The 20,331-nt window shown below is 51.3% G+C and carries 15 protein-coding genes; 8 read left to right on the top strand and 7 right to left on the bottom strand.

Features of this window, described 5'->3' with window-relative positions:
- The first annotated feature begins 94 nt into the window (after positions 1 to 94).
- On the top strand, positions 95 to 2,065 hold the full coding sequence (locus ACKU4E_RS10730; RefSeq protein WP_320171068.1) for a PAS domain-containing protein: 1,971 nt from the start codon (positions 95 to 97) through the stop codon (positions 2,063 to 2,065).
- Positions 2,066 to 2,112: 47 nt separating this feature from the next.
- Here the strand turns inward: ACKU4E_RS10730 and ACKU4E_RS10725 are convergent, their stop codons facing one another.
- From ACKU4E_RS10725 to thyX, 3 genes are all read right to left on the bottom strand, one after another.
- Positions 2,113 to 2,808 (bottom strand): DnaA N-terminal domain-containing protein, encoded by a 696-nt coding sequence (locus tag ACKU4E_RS10725; RefSeq protein ID WP_320171067.1) that lies wholly within the window; start codon positions 2,806 to 2,808, stop codon positions 2,113 to 2,115.
- Positions 2,809 to 3,063: 255 nt separating this feature from the next.
- On the bottom strand, positions 3,064 to 4,410 hold the full coding sequence (locus ACKU4E_RS10720) for a chromosomal replication initiator protein DnaA (RefSeq protein ID WP_320171066.1): 1,347 nt from the start codon (positions 4,408 to 4,410) through the stop codon (positions 3,064 to 3,066).
- A 975-nt stretch (positions 4,411 to 5,385) separates the two neighbouring features.
- Entirely contained in the window at positions 5,386 to 6,132 is a 747-nt protein-coding gene (gene thyX, locus ACKU4E_RS10715; protein WP_320171065.1) for an FAD-dependent thymidylate synthase, read from the bottom strand.
- Positions 6,133 to 6,413: 281 nt separating this feature from the next.
- Between thyX and typA the strand changes: the two genes are divergently transcribed.
- Positions 6,414 to 8,261, top strand: a complete 1,848-nt coding sequence (typA, locus tag ACKU4E_RS10710; protein ID WP_320171064.1) for a translational GTPase TypA — start codon at positions 6,414 to 6,416, stop codon at positions 8,259 to 8,261.
- Positions 8,262 to 8,685: 424 nt separating this feature from the next.
- Here the strand turns inward: typA and ACKU4E_RS10705 are convergent, their stop codons facing one another.
- Entirely contained in the window at positions 8,686 to 9,150 is a 465-nt protein-coding gene (locus ACKU4E_RS10705) for a tetratricopeptide repeat protein (RefSeq protein WP_320171063.1), read from the bottom strand.
- 140 nt (positions 9,151 to 9,290) lie between these two features.
- On the opposite strand from ACKU4E_RS10705, the gene ACKU4E_RS10700 reads away from it, so the two are divergent.
- The 3 genes from ACKU4E_RS10700 to ACKU4E_RS10690 all read left to right on the top strand — a co-directional run bounded on the left by ACKU4E_RS10700 (position 9,291) and on the right by ACKU4E_RS10690 (position 12,975).
- Entirely contained in the window at positions 9,291 to 9,878 is a 588-nt protein-coding gene (locus ACKU4E_RS10700) for a hypothetical protein (protein WP_320171062.1), read from the top strand.
- A 102-nt stretch (positions 9,879 to 9,980) separates the two neighbouring features.
- Positions 9,981 to 10,469: a hypothetical protein gene (locus ACKU4E_RS10695; protein WP_320171061.1), complete on the top strand. Its 489-nt coding sequence runs from the start codon at positions 9,981 to 9,983 to the stop codon at positions 10,467 to 10,469.
- A 355-nt stretch (positions 10,470 to 10,824) separates the two neighbouring features.
- Positions 10,825 to 12,975: a Tex family protein gene (locus tag ACKU4E_RS10690; RefSeq protein WP_320171060.1), complete on the top strand. Its 2,151-nt coding sequence runs from the start codon at positions 10,825 to 10,827 to the stop codon at positions 12,973 to 12,975.
- 7 nt (positions 12,976 to 12,982) lie between these two features.
- Here ACKU4E_RS10690 and ACKU4E_RS10685 read toward each other — a convergent pair whose 3' ends face one another.
- Positions 12,983 to 13,897, bottom strand: coding sequence for a 4Fe-4S binding protein (locus ACKU4E_RS10685; RefSeq protein ID WP_320171059.1), 915 nt, complete (start codon positions 13,895 to 13,897; stop codon positions 12,983 to 12,985).
- A 123-nt stretch (positions 13,898 to 14,020) separates the two neighbouring features.
- Here ACKU4E_RS10685 and ACKU4E_RS10680 point away from each other — a divergent pair, with 123 nt between their 5' ends.
- The 3 genes from ACKU4E_RS10680 (at position 14,021) to ACKU4E_RS10670 (ending at position 18,271) form a co-directional block, all read left to right on the top strand.
- Positions 14,021 to 15,505: an STAS domain-containing protein gene (locus ACKU4E_RS10680; RefSeq protein ID WP_320171058.1), complete on the top strand. Its 1,485-nt coding sequence runs from the start codon at positions 14,021 to 14,023 to the stop codon at positions 15,503 to 15,505.
- Positions 15,506 to 15,635: 130 nt separating this feature from the next.
- Entirely contained in the window at positions 15,636 to 16,727 is a 1,092-nt protein-coding gene (locus ACKU4E_RS10675; protein WP_320171057.1) for an ABC transporter substrate-binding protein, read from the top strand.
- Between the two features lie 38 nt (positions 16,728 to 16,765).
- Entirely contained in the window at positions 16,766 to 18,271 is a 1,506-nt protein-coding gene (locus ACKU4E_RS10670; RefSeq protein WP_320171056.1) for a leucyl aminopeptidase, read from the top strand.
- A gap of 72 nt (positions 18,272 to 18,343) precedes the next feature.
- Here the strand turns inward: ACKU4E_RS10670 and ACKU4E_RS10665 are convergent, their stop codons facing one another.
- Both ACKU4E_RS10665 and ACKU4E_RS10660 read right to left on the bottom strand, forming a co-directional pair.
- Entirely contained in the window at positions 18,344 to 18,610 is a 267-nt protein-coding gene (locus ACKU4E_RS10665) for an RNA-binding protein (protein ID WP_320171055.1), read from the bottom strand.
- A 120-nt stretch (positions 18,611 to 18,730) separates the two neighbouring features.
- The gene (locus ACKU4E_RS10660; protein ID WP_320171054.1) at positions 18,731 to 20,086 is read right to left on the bottom strand and encodes a DEAD/DEAH box helicase; all 1,356 of its coding nucleotides are present in this window, start codon (positions 20,084 to 20,086) and stop codon (positions 18,731 to 18,733) included.
- Positions 20,087 to 20,331: the final 245 nt, after the last annotated feature.

Genomic DNA, 20,331 nt, shown 5'->3' with positions numbered 1-20,331 from the left:
TATCATACATCTGTTGAATTTTTTCCTGTATTTATGGATGGGATGTGGTATGATTTGAGTATATTTTTAGCAGATATCGCTGAGGGGTCAGGCAGTGGTTCTTTTTGATCAGGAAATCATTCAGGTTGTTGAGGCCGTATCCCGGCATTGCCCGGGCGTTGTTGTTGCGCTTGATGCCGGGCAGCGGGTTGTTTTTGTGGGCGGTGAAAATGCCGGGATTCTGTCCGGTATCATCTGTCCCGGAGATTACCTCGGTTCAGGGCTGACAGGCGGAATCAAGGGATTCGGAAGCTTTGTCGATGGATTGACGGAGGCCGAATCCTCTTTCTCCGGTTTCTTTGCGAACAGTTCCGGGCTGGGCGGGGAAATAACCTGGCACGGCAGCCGTCTTGAAGACGGTTCTGCTGTTTTGCGGGGCTTTCCCGCCGGTAGCGTAAACGGGTTGCGCATCGATAACGAGTGCAGCTTCTTTGATCCGAAAGGATGTGAACTTTTTGTCTCCACCTTACTCGGTAACCTGCCCGGTATGGTCTACCGCTGCAGAAATGATGTGGATTGGACAATGGAACTCGTCAGTCCGGGATGTCTGGACCTGACCGGGTACACTCCGGAAGCTTTGCTGAATAATCGTGATATTTCGTATGCGGATCTTATTTTTCCTGAATATCGGGCGCATGTCTGGGAATGTGTGCAGGAGGCCGTGCAGGAATTCAAGCATTATGAGATTGTCTACAAGATTCGCACCTTTTCCGGTGAGGCAAAGTGGGTCCGGGAAAAGGGCATGGAGGTGCACAGACCGGATGGAAGCGTTGTGCTGGAGGGATTCATAACGGACGTTACTCCATTGATGGAAATGGAGCAGACCCTGCACCAGAGCGAAGACCGGTTGCGGGCCATGGCCGGCAAAACAGGACAGATGGTGTATGATATGGATCTGGGGACCGGGGAGATTCTCTGGTCCGGAGCCGTGCCGGAAATTACCGGTTATTCCGAGCCGGAATTCAGTTCGGTTGATTTTCTCGGGTGGGAAAGGCTTATTCATCCTGAAGACAGGCCCAGGGCGGCCTGTGAAATTGATTCAGGAATAGTGGACGGGCAGCATTTTGTTTCCGTCTACCGCATCCGGCAGAAGAATGGATCGTATCTTTACGTGGAGGTTGAGAGTGATTTTATTTTGAATGCCGGAGGTAAGGCCGTCCGTATGCTCGGGACCGTGAAGAACTGCTCGGACAAGGTCAATATGCAGAAACTGATGCTTCAGTCCGAAAAAATGACTTCCGTTGCCAGTCTCTCCGCCGGAATGGCGCATGAAATAAACAATCCGCTTGGAGTGATAAGCCAGTCTGCACAGAATATTGAAAGGCGGTTTTCCCCTCAGCTTGCCGCTAATCTGGATGCAGCCAGGTCGGTCGGCGTTTCTCTTGACCTTGTGAACAGGTATCTGGAGAAGCGCAAGGTTACCGCCATGCTTGATGCCATAAAAAACGCCAGCCAGCGAGCAGCCAGAATCATACTGAATATGCTCGATTTCAGCAGTTCATCAGAGAGCAGAGAGCCCTGTGACATGGGTGAAATTGTGGACAGAGTCCTGGAAATGTGCGCCGCTGATTTTACCGCGGAATCGGAATATGATTTCAGGAAAATACGGGTGGTCAAGGAAATTTCATCCGATCTGCCGGAAATAGCCTGTTTCAGGGGAGAGATGGAGCAGGTCCTGTTCAACCTGCTGCGTAATTCCGCTCAGGCCCTGTCCCTGTATGACGGAGTTCAGGATGATCCCTTAATTACCATCAGACTGTTTCAGAATCGGCAGCATATCGTGCTGCAGGTCGAGGACAACGGACCGGGAGTGGATGAATCCACCCGCAAAAGAATGTTTGAGCCTTTTTTCAGCACGCGCTCATCAGATCCGGGAAACGGTTTGGGGCTCAGCATTGTGGAATACATCATCGTGCGCAACCACGGGGGTGAAATATCGGTGGAATCAGAACCGGGAGAAGGAGTGAAAATCTCTGTCTATCTGCCCAAGGGAGCTGCCTCCTGCAGCATGCAGGATCGTCCTTGAGGAAATTGTCTGATGGTTATTTCAGCAAAGGCCCATTCGGCCTGTCATCATTTTTGAAAGATACGCAGCAGAAGTTCGTCCAGATCTTCGCCGTTATCGATAGCCTGTGAAATTTCATTTTCCAATTCGGCTGCTCCTTTGCGGACTTCGGAAACCGTGCAGTCCATGTTCAGAGCAACTTCCTCCGCCGGTATGCCGTAACGGAAGCAGAGATAGTAAAGAGCCCTGCGGGCCAGAGTGGAGTGGGGCGTTTCCTGCATCATCAGTTCCCGGAAGGAAACCGCAAATGCTTCCAGAACTGCGTCAAGAATAGTGTCGAAACTCTGCGGTTCAAGAGCCGGTTCCAGAGGACCGTCAATATTAATGGCTTTTTCTTTTTTCTTCAGCTGACTGCCGGATAATTTCTCGGCAAGAGAAGTCATGCGCTTTATGCTGGCCAGAATTTCGTCTGCCGCATAATAGGCCTGAACATCGGAAATGAATTCCCGTGGAGCGGAAGAACTGCCCGATTTCATGTCGATGGTCACTCCCACGGTGGAATCCAGAACTTCCTGAGCCGCATCGCGGATGCGGTCAAGCAGGTGCTCGCGGACCCAGTTCATGACGAACTCATTGGGAGCCGTCAGCTGCACTACTCCGTTTTCGAGTTTGGCAGAAAGCGGATCGACCCAGACCTTGACCAGGACCGGGTTGATTCTGATACGCAGTTTTTCTTTTATCGAGTGCCATACATTGGAATTCATTTCCTGCCCCCTGAGCGACAGTGCCTTGCTGGATTGTCCGGAGTATTCCCTGCCGAGGAAATGGATAGCTCCAAAGTCCTGAAAGAGCAAATGCCCCGCAAGACTTTTCTCCGTGCAGTCCAAGACGCTTTTATTCCTGTTGCAGAAACTGCGTGCAGCAATTTATGCTCCACGCAGTTCTTAACGCTTCAGTAAGTCAGTAGACAGGCTGTCCCGGAACACTTGCAGGGCTGTAAAGGCCCTTTTGCTGCGAATTTAGGGTGTCAGCCGGTCGATGGTGTCCTGCAGCTGCCTGCCGAGCGGAGTCTGCAGGGAAATTTCCCGTTCCACATTTGTAATGCCCTTGATTACGGTGGAGTGCCTGCGGCCTAGCCTGGAACCGATGTCCTTAAGAGACAGGTCCGTGTGTTTTCTCGCCAGGAAGAATGCTGTATTGCGGGCCAGAACTATCTGGCGCTTGCGGCTTTTCGAGCGGAGTTGATCGGGAGTAAGCTCATAGGTGCGACAGATGTGCGTTACAATGGAATCGTAGCTAGGAGCCGACTGGGTTATAGCGTAGTTTTCAAGCACCTGCCAGGCAAGTTCTTTTGATACATCGCGGTTAAGCAGTCTTGCTTTCAGCACCAGATTCTGCAGGCAGCTTTCAAGCTGGCGTACGTCGGTGGTTATGCGGTCGGCCAGAAGCTCAGAGATAAATTCAGGAACTCGTGCTCCGAGTCTGCCTGCCTTGCTTTCGACAATTTTTTTTCTTGTTTCGAAATCAGGGGTGGAAATAACAGCAAGCAGGCCGGAACAGAATCTGGATACAAGCTGCTGGTCGATCTTTTCAAGCTCACGCGGCAGGAAGGAGCTTGTAAGGACAACTTTAGAGCCTTTCAGTTGGAGGCTTTTCAGTGTTTGAAGAATCTCGTCCTGCATTTTCTGCTTTCCCTGAAAGAAGTGCACGTCTTCAAGCAGCAGGCAGTCCACGTTGTCTCTGAATTCGGATTTGAATCTGGAAACTTCGCCGGATTTGATGGCCATTACGAGCCTGTTGGCGAATTCTTCCGCGGTCAGACAGGCAATTGAAACATGTTTTTTGTTGCTCGTTGCACAGAGATTCCTACCTATTGAATGCAACAGGTGGGTTTTTCCCAGTCCCGGTGTGGAGCTGAGGAAAAGCTGGTCTCCGGGCAGGGTGTTGTCACACAGGCTTCTTGAAGCAGCGCATGCAAGACGGTTGGATTCACCGACTACAAAATCATCAAAGGAAAAACGCCAGCGCGGAATCCTTGTGTTTACAACAGGAGTGTTAATAGGCAGGCCTATGGAGGTCTGCACGGGCGGCATGGCGGGTTTGAGTTTTACGGCAGGTTTTTCTGCGCTTTTTTTAACGCCTATTTCGATTTTCGGGGCAGTTCCAAGGACCTGTTCCCCCGCTTCTTTAATATTGTCTGTGAGTCGGTCTCTGACCCAGGCCGCAACAAAATCATTGGGCGCGTAAAGCTTGATTGTGTTACTGCTGATCTCGGCCTTAAGGGGTTTTATCCATACCTTATAGAGGCCGGGGTTCAGACCCTTCTCAAGAAGATTTAAAATTTTATTCCAGCTGTCTCTCATCATGTTGGCTTACCTAATCCAAATGAGCCCCACCCTTCAACTCGGAATTAAGCCATGCGCACCAGATGGCACAGTGCTCTTTTTCTACAGGGTAAGTCGTTGTTATTTAAAGATTTTTGTGTTGTGCCTGCTTTTAGGCTTTTGATGGTGGCGTATGTACGAGAGGCGTAATCTCGGGCTTAACGGCAGTCTTAAAAAAATATATAAACATCTGTGGAAAACTTTTTCCACAGATGTTTTTTGTATATATTTTAAATTCCGTAAAATATCTCTATTTCTCTCCTTATGACAATAATGTTTGTGAGTAATTTTTATTTGGAACATTTTGGTGTGGATTTAATTTTTTGCCTATAACAACTTGAAATAAAAGTATAAAAGTATGTTGCTGTTTGCAGGTGGACGTGTTGATAAATAAAAAGGATAGATAAAGAGGTCGTCAAATCACTGCAAAATAGCGGGTTCAGCTGAATGACGTTTAGAACATTTCTTTAATATACTTATTTTATTGTATTTTCTTTTTCTTGACATCCGTATTTCCCTAAGTTTCAAGGGTTGCTGGCGAATCTGTTGTCTACAGCATTTTATGCAGATTGCCGGGCTCTCCTGTCTTGTTGAAGAGTTTTTCGTATATTCTCACCTGAGTACTAACTTTTCATAACGTGTAGAATATATGTGTATATTTTTCTCATTCCGAAATAATGGAGATTTTCATAACTTTGAATTCATACTCGCTATGGTGTGATTATTGACGGAATAGCTATTGGGGGTGGGCGTTTTTAAAGAAATCTTAATCTCAGCAGGGACTGAAAGGGTAAATTCACGATTCTGGACAATGAGAGGCGATTTTGGGCAGTATGAAAAAACAAATGCCTGTCGGCAGTCTGCGACAGGCATTTAATTAATGTATGGGGTTGCTCGGGCTTTTGGGCATAATCAGCCCGGAGAGGGAAAAGCTAATTTGTTTCGGTGTTGTTCAGATTACCGGGTCTTGCCGGTCAGTTCAGCCAGGGTCGGGTATTTGCCGCAGGCAAAGCGTTCGGACTCCGGGCAGTAGCCGAGTTGTTCGCAGCGGGCACCTGCATGGCGGAAAATTGCGGGAAATTTTTCTTTGCATATTGCAAGCATGCTGTCGGCAAGAGCGCGTACTTCCCATTGGGCGCGGCGGCAGCAGCGCAGGTTGAAGAAATGCATCAAAGATCGGCAGTTCATGGTGATGACGATCTTTGTCTCCGCCGCCTGCGGCAGAACGAACCGCGCATCCTCATTGGCTTTGCTTTCCCGTCCGGCCGCTACCAGGATTTCCCGCAGATCGCTGTAGGCGCTGCCTACTTCGTCCATGAACCGGAGGAACCTTTCTCTGGCTTCGGGGATTTTCGCTATGGCCGGAGGGATGATGAAGTCCATGTCGCTCTCGGTTACATAGCGCTGGCTCTGCTGTGAATACGAAGCGATCCTGTGCCGGACGATCTGGTGCGAGCAGGCCCTGGATATGCCCTCGACGGCAAATGAGAAGCTGACGTGTTCTATGGGGCTGTCGTGTCCGGATTCAAGAACCTTGGATACGAACTCGGCCTGTTTTTCCTTCGCGATTTCCCCGCTGAGGAGCCGGGGCCACATGTCCGCCACGAATCCGGCATGGTAACATTGTCTGAACGCTGCATAAACAAGCCCCAGCGCTTCCGGGGTCATGGACAGCAATTCCACTCTCATCTTTTTTTCAGGCATATCTGCTCCTCATTACTTATGGACACTTCATAATGCAAAGCTCTTCCGGAAGCAACTTGCAGGGGCATGGCCTTTCTCGGCCCGGTTTGCGCCGGTTCGCAATCTTTGCCGGTTTGTAACTCCCCGGCCAAAATTTTGCTTGCCAGCCGTAGCAATATGCCCTAACAAACGTCTCCTTATCTATAATTTAACCAGCCGCAGAGATTCCGCCCCGATTTTTCATTGCTGCACTTAGTATGCAGGGCATTTTTTTTGGCAAATCTCCGGCGCCGGAGGAATCCGTGAGCGATCTCATTACAAACGAAAAAATAAGAAATATAGCCATCATAGCCCACGTTGACCATGGTAAAACCACTCTGGTTGACGGCATGTTCAAGCAGAGCGGCCTGTTCCGTGAAGGACAGGAAGTCGATGACCGGGTGATGGACAGCATGGATCTTGAACGCGAAAGAGGAATTACCATCGCGGCCAAGAACTGCGCCGTTGAATGGAAGGGTGTAAAAATCAACATCATCGATACCCCCGGCCACGCCGACTTCGGCGGTGAAGTTGAAAGGTCCCTGAGCATGGCCGACGGTGCCATCCTGCTTGTAGACGCTTCCGAAGGACCTCTTCCCCAGACCCGTTTCGTACTGAAAAAGGCCCTTGAAGCCGGACTCAAGATTATCGTTGTCATCAATAAAATAGACCGCGGTGACGCCCGCCCGGACGAAGTTCTGGACGAAGTCTACGACCTGTTTATCGATCTGGATGCCAGCGAGGAACAGCTGGAATTCCCTCTTCTGTACGCAATCGGTCGTGACGGTATTGCTCAGGCCACCCTTGAAGAAAAAGGTGAAAACCTGCACCCGCTCATGGATATGGTCCTTGAGCAGATTCCCGGACCTGTCCACGGTGAGAATGAACCTTTCCAGATGCTCGTGTCCGACCTCGGCTATTCCGATTATCTCGGCCGTCTGGCCATCGGCAAGGTCATTCACGGTTCCGCCAAGCAGAACGAACCGCTGGTATGCATCAACGAAAAAGGCGAGAATGTCTCCCTGCGTCTGACCAAGATCCAGACCTACGACGGTCTCAGCTTCAGTGAGACCGCTGCTGCAGATCCCGGTGATATCGTTGTTGTTTCCGGCATTGAAGATATCACTATAGGCGATACCATCTGCACCAAGGAAGACCCCAAGGCCCTGCCCAGAATCACCGTTGACGAGCCCACTGTTTCGATGCGTTTCACCATCAACACCTCGCCTATGGCCGGTCTTGAAGGCAAGCTGGTCCAGTCCTCGAAGATTCGCGAACGTCTGTACAAGGAAACCCTGCTCAACGTTGCTGTCAAGGTTGAGGAAAGCGATGAAAAAGACAGCTTCATCGTCAAGGGACGCGGAGAATTTCAGCTGGCCATTCTTATTGAAACCATGCGCCGTGAAGGATTCGAACTTTCCGTGGGAAGACCTGAAGTTATCTTCAAGATCGAAGACGGACGCAAACTTGAGCCCATGGAACAGGTTTTCATCGACTGCGAAGAGGCTTTCCTCGGCATGGTCACGGAGAAACTCTCCTCCCGCAAGGCCAAAATGCTCAATCTGGTCAACAACGGCAAGGGCCGTGTGCGCATGGAGTTTTCCGCTCCTTCCCGCGCTCTGATCGGTTATCGCGATGAATTCCTGACCGACACCAAGGGGACCGGGATCATGAACTCCCTGTTCGCCGGTTATGACGAATTCCGCGGAGAATTTCCCTCCCGCTACACCGGATCGCTGGTTGCGGACCGCCCCGGAAAAGCCGTGGCCTACGCCATCTTCAACCTCGAACCGCGCGGCGAACTTTTCGTTGTGCCCGGAGACCCTGTCTACGAAGGCATGATCGTCGGTGAGCACAACAGGGATAATGATATCAATATCAACCCCACCAAGGAAAAGAAGCTCACCAACATGCGCGCTTCCGGAAAGGATGAGGCAGTTATCCTCACCCCCATCAGACCCATGACCCTTGAACGCGCCATGCACTTTATCCGTGATGATGAACTCATTGAGGTAACCCCCGAGTCCATCAGGCTGCGCAAGGCTGAACTCTCTTCCGCCAAGCGGCATATGGATCGCGGCAAGCAGCTTAAAGCTCAGGGCCGCAAGTAGTAATCAAGAATTATTGAATTGATTTGATGCGCTTCGCGCTATTGATAATTTGATTTTGCCTCTGGCAGCCAAAGGCCCATTATCCCTTAGGCGAGAAGCTTTGCTTCGAGCCTTAGGGATATGGAGAGCAGAGATGGATAATCAGCTTTGGAATCCCTGATAGTTTAAGGCTGTTGCTTTAGAAGTAGGCACTTAAATTACAAGTTTTGCGGAGCTAAGGCAAAAAAAACATAGATAAAAAAGTTGCCATGCTGGTAGAAAAGACCTGCATGGCAACTTTTTTTATGCTCTGAGTTAAGAGGATTCGTGATGCTGGTAGGGGGAATGCCTTCCTCCTTAAATCATACTTTCAGTTCGGATGTTTCCTCAATTACCTTTTCAATCATGTCTGCCGCATTTTCATAGGACATTTCCGGGTCGGACTCTATGAGCGCGCTTTGCAGGTTGATTTCCCTTTGCAGGGGAATATTTTTCGGGTCGAAGTAGAGTTTCCATACCGGAGGGCTTTTTTTCCGGCACCTGCCCGGCAGAGCAGCAGTCCCAGATAGAGATATGAAAAGTTATCCTTGCCGAGAATGCGGATGGCCCTTTCGAATTCCACCTTGGCCTGTACATATTTTCCGCATTTGTACAGGCAATGCCCCAGCCGTTTGCGGGCATCGGCATTCTGCGGTTCTGTCTTGATGAATTCGCGGTATTGTTCCGCCGCTTCTTCGAACCTTCCGTTCTCGTAGGCTACGTTTGCCTGTGCCAGTACGTCGAGATTGACTTCTTTGGCCGCAATGGGTTTGGCTGCGCTTTTGGCCTGTTCCTTATCATTTTGATTTCTGAATCCTCCGAAGAGGAATCCCCTGCGTGATAGTTTCTGGGGTTTTTTCTGGGCGGTCACTATTTCCCTCCGGTTTGAAAAACTGGCGCATGGTAACGGTAAAAGTTTCGCGCGCCAAGTCCTTTGAGCGGACCTGTGGACTTCTGGAGCCCGACATTATAAAAAGGATTTGTTCATCAGGAACCGTAAGAGGTGCTATCATGAAAAAAATTCTGGTGTTGCTTGTTCTGCTCCCTGTTCTTGCAGCCTGTGCACGAACATCGGGGTACACAACTCCGTTCGAAACCGGGGGAAAGGTTTACAAGCTGGCTCTGATGCCCTGGCATTCCTCCACAATGACTTTCGATTTCAGATATCGTTGGACGATGACGCAGGCTTTGCGCGACTCGTGCAGGCAGTCCGGGGTGTTTAAGCTGGACTGGTCGGCCTATCCCGTAAACGGAGGCAACGTTGAACTGCTCGAAAATCTTGATTCCGCAACCTTTTGGGAGCGGGTGAAGTACGGTCGCTATGTTCCGGTTGTCGAAAAGGTACGTAAGGCCACTGCCGGTCTTGGAGCAGATCTTGCCGTTCTCTACGATGTCTCTGCGGATAATGCCGCGCCCACCGATGATGATGCCATGGATTACCGGGCCGATTATGTGCGCATTTTTCTGGTGGATTTGAACACCGGGCAGGTTACTGTTGATTTCATCAGAACCAATTTTCTGCGCAAGCGGGCTTTCGGAGATATAAAAGTCGTGACACTCAGGGCGCTTAATAAATGGCTTGCCGAAACGAAGCAGTAGCTGGAAACCAGAGCGGATCATCAAAAAATTATTACTTCAGTTTTTGACAAGATATCCGGTCGATAAAATAAACAATTATGTCTGTCTTCAAGGAGATTGCCAGTGTTGAAAAAAACAGGAATTGGACTTTTAATGATCGTGTGCCTTGTCGTTCTTGCAGTTTCATCCGCGTTTGCGGAAGGAATGAACATCAAGGGTTGGGAAAAGGGCGGAAAGTATGACAAGCTCTATGACAACACCGATCGTGATGTATTCAAGGGAACCCTGATGGAAATCAGGGAGATAACCCCCATGGACGGTATGACCGAAGGCATCGGCATTGTTGTCCGTGACAAAGAGGACGGGGAGAAAGTCCTGGTCCACCTCGGGCCCAAGGATTTTGTTGAACCGCGCATAAAGGACCTCAGGCCTGGTGTTCCGGTAAAGGTGTACGGTGTGCTGGTTGAAATTGACGGTGAGTACGAATACATGTGCGCAAAACTCAAGGCCGGGGAAGAACGTAAATACAAATTCCGCCTGACAAAGGACGGCGCGCCGTTCTGGTCGCTTTCCCAGGAAGACCTCAAACGCGAAGAGGCGGGCATCGAATAGTCCCTGCCTTATATTATTCGGCGGACTGCCTGTATAAAGAAACGCTGTTCAAAACTATATGATAGTTATTGACTTAGCTCCTTAATATTCTGATTTAAGTGGGCACTTTCAACGCAACAGCTTTAAACCATTAGGTCTTCCAAAGTCCTGTCAGCCCTTAGGCGAGAAATTTTGCTTCGAGTTTTTAGGGATGCGGCAAACAAAGAAACCGCATGGACAAGACTTCCTATTCGTAAACAACTAGGGATTCCCAAGGGGATTATCCCCTTGGGCCGTCGGAGACGAAATCAAATTGCCAAGAGCGCGAAGCGCATCAATATCCTGATTTTACATTTAAATTTTTCCATCCATATTTATGAATCCAGACAACATTTCCCGTATTGCCGCGGAACTGAACCTTCCTGCAAACAATGTTAAGGCCGTTGTCGCCCTGCTTGATGAGGGCGCGACAATTCCGTTCATATCCCGCTACCGCAAGGAGGCCACCGGCAGCATGGACGAGGTCGGGGTTTCGGCCGTCAGCGACCTGCATGCCAGATTTGCCGAGCTGGACCGGCGCAGGGAGACCGTGCTCAAATCTATAGACGAGCAGGGGCGTCTTGACGATGACCTGCGGAATCGGATCAATGCCGCAGCAACAATGCGGGAACTGGAGGATCTTTATCTTCCGTTCAAGCCCAAGCGCAAGACAAAGGGACAGGCTGCCGTACTCAAGGGTTTGGAGCCTCTTGCTTACAAGGTCTTTGCTCAGAAGTGCGACCCGGTGAAAGAGGCTGCGGCTTTTGTGAACCCGGAAAAAGGTGTTGCGTCCGTTGATGAGGCCCTTGCCGGAGCCCGGGACATAATTGCGGAGAAGATTGCTGAAAACAGTGGTTGCCGTAAGGCCGTGCGTGCGCTTTTCGAACGCGGAGCCGTGCTTGAATCAAAGGCTGCCAAGGCTGCACTTGAACCGGAAGCCAAGGAAAAGGCCGCCAAATTTCGGGACTGGTTTGACTGGAGTGAACCTGCTAGGCGGGCGGCGGGACATCGTCTGCTGGCTCTTTTCCGTGGTGAACGGGATAAATTTTTGAAAGTGACTGTCCGCCCGGATGAGGGTGAAGGGCTCAAGGCGTTGCATCGTATAGTTGTGCGCTCCTCATCAGCCGCTTCAAAGGAAGTGGAGAAGGCCGCGACCGACAGTTACAAACGTCTGCTGGCCCCGCAGATGGAAACCGAACTGCGTGCCGCGCTGCTGGAAAAGGCCGAAAAAGAGGCGGTTGCTGTTTTTGCTTCCAACCTGCGCGAAATTCTGCTTGCTCCTCCGCTTGGGCGCAAAAGGATAATGGCGCTTGATCCCGGTTTTCGTACCGGAGCCAAGCTTGTCTGCCTCGATGAGCAGGGCGGGCTGCTTTATAACAGCACCATCTATCCTGTTACATCCGCAGGAAAGAAGGAAGAGGCGGCCGAAACTGTCAGAAAGCTGGTCGGTAAATACAATATCGAGGCCGTGGCCGTGGGCAACGGTACTGCCGGACGTGAAACTTGGCAGTTCGTAAGGGATCTCGGACTGGACGAGTCGATACAGATCATCATGGTCAATGAATCCGGGGCATCGGTGTATTCTGCTTCGGAAGCTGCCCGCGAGGAATTTCCGGATTACGACATTACCGTGCGCGGAGCGGTTTCCATCGGGCGCAGGCTCATGGACCCGCTGGCGGAGCTGGTCAAGATCGATCCCAAATCCATCGGCGTGGGGCAGTATCAGCACGATGTGGATCAGAAAGGTCTGGCAGACAGTCTGGGCCGGGTGGTCGAATCCTGCGTGAACATGGTCGGGGTGGAGCTTAATACCGCCAGTGCGAGGCTTTTGCAGTTCGTTTCCGGGCTTGGTCCGGTGCTGGCCGCCAACATAATTCGCCACCGTGATGAGAACGGGCCGTTTATGTCCCGGCGGGATTTGTTGAAAGTCGCCCGTCTAGGACCGAAGGCATATGAGCAGTGCGCCGGATTCCTGCGCATCAGCGGGGCAAAGAATCCGCTTGATGCAACGGCTGTTCATCCGGAGCGGTATAAGACCGTGGCCGCAATGGCAGGAGACCTCAAGGCGGATGTTTCCGATCTGATCAGTTCAGCGGAACTCAGAAACGGCATTGAGCTTGAAAAATACATTTCCGATGACATCGGTCTGCCCACTTTGAAAGATATCATGCAGGAGCTGGAAAAGCCGGGCCGTGACCCGCGCCGTGAATTCGAGAATGTCAGCTTTGATGATTCGGTGCGGGAAGTGGAAGACCTGCGTGAAGGCATGATGCTGGACGGAGTAGTTACCAACGTAACCGCTTTCGGGGCATTTGTGGATATCGGCGTGCATCAGGACGGGCTTGTTCATATCAGCCGTCTTGCCGACACTTTCGTCCGTGACCCGGCGGAAGTTGTACATCCCGGACTGCCTGTCCGGGTCAGGGTTCTGGAAGTGGACCTTGAGCGCAAACGTATCTCGCTCTCCATGCGTAAGTCGGATTTTTAGACAGTCCCTACAATTCGTCTACAAGCAGCGGGGCGGGGTGTTTTTTGTTTCTGGCCAGATGCAGGGCGTCCTTGCGGCACTTGTTTACGCATACTCCGCAGCCCATGCATTTTGTCGGATCGATGCGCATCCGCTTGTCGCGTACTGCCATTGCTCCGAAGGGGCAGTACTCCATGCATTGTCCGCATCCGATGCACTTGTGCGGATCAACGACTGCGATATATCCCGAGGGCGCGAGCATGGGAATGCCGTTTCTCATGGCTTCCATTGCCCCGCAGCAGCAGGAGCAGCAGTTGCAGATGGCGTAGAACCTTCCGAGCATGACATCCTTGAAAAAGGCGTGGTGCACGTGGCCTCTGGCATTTTCGGCTTCCAGAATTCGGACAGCCTCGTCCGGTGAGATTCTTCTGGCCTTGTCCGGGTGGTTCTTTTCCACGAAAGAAGCGAAGGGATCGCCGACAATCAGGCAGACATCAAGCGGTTTACACGGGTTTTTGCGGGATGCGCGGCAGGGACACTCAAGAACAGCGATGTGCCCCGGATTTTCGATTATGATGTCGCGAGCTTTGCTGAACGGCAGAATCGTTTCCGGCAGGGTGGTGGATACTGTCCTGTCCAGCCTGACCAGCCGTGAAGCCTCCTCGGTGGTGATAATCTTGCCGTGATAACCGTCCGCAAAATCTTTTTTCAGTCGGTTTCGTTTTTCCGGGTCTGTCGGAGAGGCCATGAGGCTTGAAATGAAGTCGACTATCGGGGCGAGATTATTCTCCCCAAGCGCTGCTCCTATGTATTCTCTGGGCCAGCGAATATACATGTAGCCGTGAAGGACATCCTTCATGGTCATGTTTTTATCCTCAAGAGCCTGCTTGAGAAAATTACCGGTAGCGGTGTCCGGGATGAACTTGTGCAGCAATTTTTTCATGGACCTTCCTCTTGGTTTCAGAAATACCAGAGCCACGAAAAATAGTACAGTTTTTCCGAAAGCAACTTCACAACATGCCGTTGTTGTGTCTATTCTGACCTCGACTGATAAACAGGAGATAACATGGATATAAACGTCAGCAGGCACGCAGATACTGTGTTGGTGGAACTGGGCGGCAGGGTGGATGCTTACGGTGCAGCGGAGTTTGACCGGGGGGTGGAGAATATTTTTTCCGCAGACAGACCTGCCTGCATGGCTTTTGACATGAGCGGGGTCAGTTATCTGTCCAGTGCCGGAATAAGGATTATTGTCCGAACCCTGAAAGAATTGAAAATGGGCAACGGAGCCCTGGCTATCTGGGGGCTGCAGCCTTATTGCCGTAATGTGCTGGAAACGGCAGGCATGGTGTCGTCGCTGAATATTTTTTCCACCCGCAGTGAGGCGATGAGTTTTCTGCAGTCCGTGCATTGGGAACGGCAGGCCCTTGAAAACTGGGACAGCATGGAGCAGATGGATTCCCCCATCGGCAATTTCAGATTTATTCCGGGAGAAAACGTTCAGGCTGAGATCAAGGTCATCGGTTCGGTGGCGGATATTTTCCATTCAAGGGTGGATGAAAGCCGCATGTTTTCACACAGTTTTTCCCAGACCGAATATTCGATTGGAGTGGGGGGACTCGGAGAAATTCCCAATGACTACATGAAAATGCTGGGCACAATGATTACTATCGGCGGAACCATGGCCTGGCTGCCTACCGACGGTCACGACATGGCGGACTTTCTGGTGCCGACGAATGATACCGGCAGTGTCCTGATCCGCACACCGTTCAACCTGACTCTGTCCGGTGGATTCAACGAATATATCATGTTCGACTCAAAGGAAGAGGGCGGAACCACTCTGGATCATCTTTACAGGGGACTTTTTATGCTGGCCCGCAGAAGACGCCGTGATTTCAAGGGCGTTCTAGGGCTTGCCGCGTGGATGCAGACAAGTGAACTTTATGCCGCGACGCTGATCAAGTCACCGGTTCGCGAATTTGCCCCGGAGAATAAAAGGACGATTGATGACCCCTCAAACGAAGAGCAGTGGCTGCGCCGTGATGTCCTGCCTCGGCATCGCAATGTGACCTGTCTTACCTGCGGGGTGGGCGTGGATCTTTCCTGTGATCTTTCCGTTTACGACCAGTCCGGTCTTTATGCTGCGTTTTATATCGACCCGGCAACAGCGGGAGACAAGGGGCAACTTTTGAATAACCATGCCGCAGTGTTCGAGTATTCCACCATGCCGCAGAAAATGGTCAGTCTGGACAAGATGGTCCGGGAAGTGAGCGTGCGCAAGGAGTTCAAGGACATGCGCAAACTGCGGGACAACTCCCGCGTGACCAGGGCTTTTATCGGCGTTAGTTATCCGAGCCGTCTGGTGCGTGATACTTCAGGCTGGCAGGGCGTTATGAACGAACCTCCGGTCAGTCGTGCACTTGCTGATAAACGTTACCGGTCGGAATCTGAATTTCCGCAGATTCCGGAGAAGAGAGAGGCTGAACTGAGCAAGTTTCAGCAGTTTCTGGAAGCCCAGCAGGCCAAGCTTTCCATGGAGAAGAAGTTCTAGGGGATGTCTTTCAGACTGGTCATCCCCAAGGCTCTGTTCGGGAAAAAATTTTTTTGATATGTATTGAACAACAGGTTCCATGGGGGGATATATGCGATTGCGGTATTTAATTTTTATTGTGTTTGTTTTCATGTTTTCTTCCAGCGCGTTCGCCGGTCTGGATACCATCAAGGTCGGGGTGCTTTACAACCTCACCGGCAATATGGCTGCAATAGACCAGCCCGGACTGCACGGCATGGAGCTGGCAAAGGATATAATCAATTCACGGGGCGGTGTTCTCGGCAAAAAACTGAGTCTGGTTGTTTCGGATTGCCGGTCCAATCAGGACTCCACGCTGATGGCCTCGCAGATTCTGGCCGGCGAGAGCGGGATAACCGCGGTAGTGGGACTGAACGATACTGATTACGTAATGGCGGCAGCCCCTGCTGTTACGGCCAAGAATATCGTTTTCATAACTTCCGGGGCCACCATGCAGAATCTTCCGTACATGTACGGCAAGTACTTTTTCATGGCGGCGTTCGGGGACAACATGCAGGCCAGAGCTGTTGCGAAATTCGCCAAACGCAGGTTGAAAACCGAAAATTGTTTCGTAGGTACGAACATCTCAACGGAATTCACCAAGACCCTGTCCAAATATTTCAAGCGCAGATACCGCAAGTACGGCGGCAAGATAATTGATGAGGTCTGGTATAACACCGGAACATCTCAGTATCCGCTGCCAAGCGACAAGGAAGTTACACCGGACGTCCTTTTCCTTTCCTCGATCCCGCCGGATGTTCCGAAGTACGTCACCCAGATGCGCAGCGCCGGAAACAATCAGCCCATTGTCTCCGGAGACGGCTTTGATACTCCCGAACTGCACAAAGTTCCTGCGCAATTCGCTCATGATATTTATTTCGCCACCCACGTGGCCCTTGATAATCCGGACCCGGCTGTACAGGACTTCGTAAGCAGTTATGAGCAGAAATTCGGCGTGGTGCCTGAATCAGGATTTGCCGCGCTCGGCTATGATACCCTGATGCTTCTGGCCGATGCCATTGAACGGGCCGGAAAGTCCGATCCCGAATCGGTCCGCAATTCTCTGGCGGCAACATCGAAATTCAAGGGTGTAACCGGGGAGATTTCCTACCCCGAAGGTGTTCGTGTGCCCATGAAAACAGTGGATATAGTGCGTTATTCAGAGGGCAGTTTTTCTTTTGTGGAACAGATTTCTCCCAACTGATGCCGGAACATAACTGAATTTGTCTTACGGAGATTGATATGGAATTCAATATAGTAGTGGAGCCGGAAGCGGCGTGGGCCGCAGACGCGGTGATTTTTTTCGTTTTCAAGGACGCTGAAGATTATCTTCCCGGATTCGGAAACTGGATGGCTTCCAGAGCTGCTTGGGTTGCCGATTCCCCCGCTCTTGCTGATTTCTCGGGAGAACTGGGAAAATCAGCCGTCGTGTATGGTTCCGGAGCCAATATCCGCCGGGTTTTTCTGATCGGGCTCGGGCCGCAGAAGGATTTCGGGGTCGAGCAGTTTTCGCAGGCAGTTTCGGCCGCATTCGCCGGATGCCGGGAGCTTGAGTTTCGCACTGTTGGTGTCCCGCTGGTTGCCTTTGAGGGAATTGTGCTTGAAGACAGGTATGAGCATTTTGTCTCTGCCGCAGTAAGCGGGCTGTACACCTTCGACATGTTTAAAAGCGAGAAGGACAAGAAAAAGGACTTTCCGGAAACCGTGCGTTTTTTCACTGCTGAAGAACCTCCGGAACATTTTGCTGAAGCAGTTGGAAAAGGCGAGGCCGTTGGGATGGGAACTTCCTATGCCCGCGATCTGGTAAACATGCCGCCCAATGTTGCCAATCCCATTTATCTGGCCGAGGAAGCACGGAAAATGGCCAAGAAATACGGGTTCAGGTTCCGTCAGATGAAGCGCAAGGAAATCACGGATAAGGGGCTTGGTGCCTACGCATCCGTGTTTCGCGGATCTGCGGATGAACCGAGAATGATCATTCTTGAATATTGCCCGAAAGATCGTGAAGGCCAGAAGCCGCTGGTACTGGTCGGAAAGGGGGTAACCTTCGATTCCGGCGGCATTTCATTGAAGCCCACGGGAGCCATAGAAGACATGAAGTGCGATATGGCCGGAGCAGCCGCCATTCTCGGGTTCTTCCATGTCCTTGGTGAAACCTGCCCGGATATCCCTGTAACCGCACTGCTGCCCTGCGCGGACAATATGCCCGACTCAACCTCCACCCGTCCGGGCGAGGTCGTTACCTCTTTTTCCGGCAAGACAATCGAGGTTTTGAATACAGATGCGGAAGGGCGACTCCTGCTTTGTGATACTCTGTCCTTCTCGTCCCAGTTTGAACCAGCCGCCATCATAGATCTGGCGACTCTTACCGGGGGATGCATCGTCGCATTCGGCTGGAATGTGGCTGCGGTGATGGATAACTCAAAGTATATGCGCAATCTGGTTATGGAGTCCGGCATGAGCGTAGGCGAAAGGTTCTGGCCCATGCCGCTCTGGGATATCTACAAGGAAGAGCTTAAAAGTGAAGTCGCGGACCTCAAGAATGTTGGCTCGCGTGAGGGCATGACAATTCATGCCGGAATGTTTCTGAAGGAGTTTGTGCCGGAAAATGTGCCCTGGGCGCATCTGGATATCGCCGGTCCGGCCTGGCGCAAGAAGAAGACCCCTGCCGGAGCAGCCGGGGGAACCGGTTTCGGAGTCCGGACCCTTGTGGAAATTGCTTCGCGCATTGATCTTGAAGATATTTAGACAGCCCATAAAAAAAGCCGCCCCTCCTTGCGGAGAGGCGGCGGCAGTTCATATCACTGCAGAAAAATGATTCTACCAGCGGGGACGTTCTGCGCGGGGCTTGGCTTCGTTGACCTTGATGTTGCGGCCACCGATTTCTTTGCCGTTCAGTGCGTTGATTGCTTCAATTGCTTCAGAATCGTCGCTCATTTCAACAAAACCGAAACCGCGGGGACGGCCGGTTTCACGATCGTCGATAAGTTTTACGGATGTTACATCGCCGAATGCTTCAAAAGCTGCGCGAACTTCTTCTTCTGTAGTGGCCCATGCGAGGTTACCTACGTATAAATTTTTGGACATGTCTTTCTCCTGTGTTTTTTTCTTTGTTATATTGCGTCGGTCATCGGGTTGGATGACATCGGCACTATCCCGGTTTGCCGGGATTTTTTTCTGTTAAGGACTGCAGAATCTCAAAAAGAGTTATGCGGCCCGTTGTTTCCTTCCCTTGCTTCGCCCGGAGCTGCGCACGTTGTTACGCCCTGAGCTTCCGTTGTTGCGTTGCTCGCTGCTGCTTTCGGATCTGCCGCCGCTGCGCCTGGTGCTGCGGGCGGAGTTGCCGTTGTTGCTGCGTCCGTTGCCTGGGCCGCGTCTGCGGGAGGAATTTGCCTTTGGTGTATTGCGGGAACGTTTCTGTTCCCCTCCGAGCAGGTCTTCACGTGCATCGGAAAATTCGGATGATTCCAACTCGGCATTGATGTTCAATGCCCGCTGAACTGACCGCAACTGGGAGATGTCGTCCCTGGTCACCATGCTGATGACTGTCCCTGAACGCCCGGCTCTGCCGGTTCTGCCTATGCGGTGCGTAAAAGTTTCTACCGTGTCCGGCATATCGAAATTGATGACGTGGGTAATGCGGTCGCAGTCAATGCCGCGCGCGGCGATATCTGTTGCCACCATGATATTGAATTCACCGGTTCTGAAGCCGTTCAGCGCTTTTTCGCGCTGATTCTGGCTCATATTGCCCTGCAGGAAGGTACTGGAATATCCCCTTGCGGACAGAGAGCGCGAAAGCCTTTTCGCCTTGTGCTTGGTCCGGGTGAAAATCAGCATGCTTTTGTGTTCGGCTTTGGAGATGATCTCGCCAAGCAGTTCGGTCTTTCTGGTGTCATGAACCTTGTAAAAGGTATGTTCGACCTTGGAGACCTCGGAGACCGAGTCAATGCGCACTGTTTTCGGGGCAACCAGAATCCGTTCGGCCAGAGTCTGGATCGGGCCGGGCATGGTTGCGGAAAAGAGCAGGTTCTGTCTTTTGGCAGGAAGGACGGAAAGAATTCGTCTGATATCCGGCATAAAGCCCATGTCGAGCATGCGGTCTGCTTCATCAAGCACCAGAGTGTCTATTGCACTTAGGTTGACTTTTTTTTCAGTAATGAGCTGAACCAGACGTCCGGGGCAGGCGACAATGATCTGTGATGATGCGCAGGCCCTGATCTGAGGAGCCATGCCTACGCCGCCCATCACAACAGAATTGCGTATGCCGGTGTTGCGGGAAAAGGAAGTGAAATTCTCGTTGATCTGCAGCGCAAGTTCTCTGGTCGGAGCAAGTATAAGGACTCTTGGAGATTTTACGGTGTTCTTCCGTTTGAGAAGATTCTGCAGTATCGGCAGTGCAAAGGCAGCCGTTTTACCGGTGCCGGTTCTGGCCAGTCCCATCACATCATATCCTTTGAGGATAAGCGGAATGGTTCTGCTTTGAATCGGGGTTGGGACTTTGTAGCCGCAGGCCTTAACGCAGGCGTCGATACGCTTGTCGAAGGCAAAAGAGGAAAAGGTCATTAAAAGCCTTGGGTGAAAAAAAATCTGAACGACGGCGCGCGCGACAGCGGTCGATCCTGGATTTTCCAGGTAAAAATTATAGGGTGGCTCTGGTACGGAGAATAAATCTTTCGACTGACGTGGAACTTTGGTTACCACATTGGGAGAAGAAGTAGTCGTGCGCACAGTCACGCTGAGTCCCCCTTATTCAACTATTTTTCAAGAGTTGTAAAGAACTATTTATAACAAATTTAAAATTTTCTGCA

This window comes from Maridesulfovibrio sp., assembly GCF_963677005.1.
Classification (GTDB): Bacteria; Desulfobacterota; Desulfovibrionia; order Desulfovibrionales; family Desulfovibrionaceae; genus Maridesulfovibrio.
This window is presented reverse-complemented; position numbering and strand designations above follow the sequence as displayed.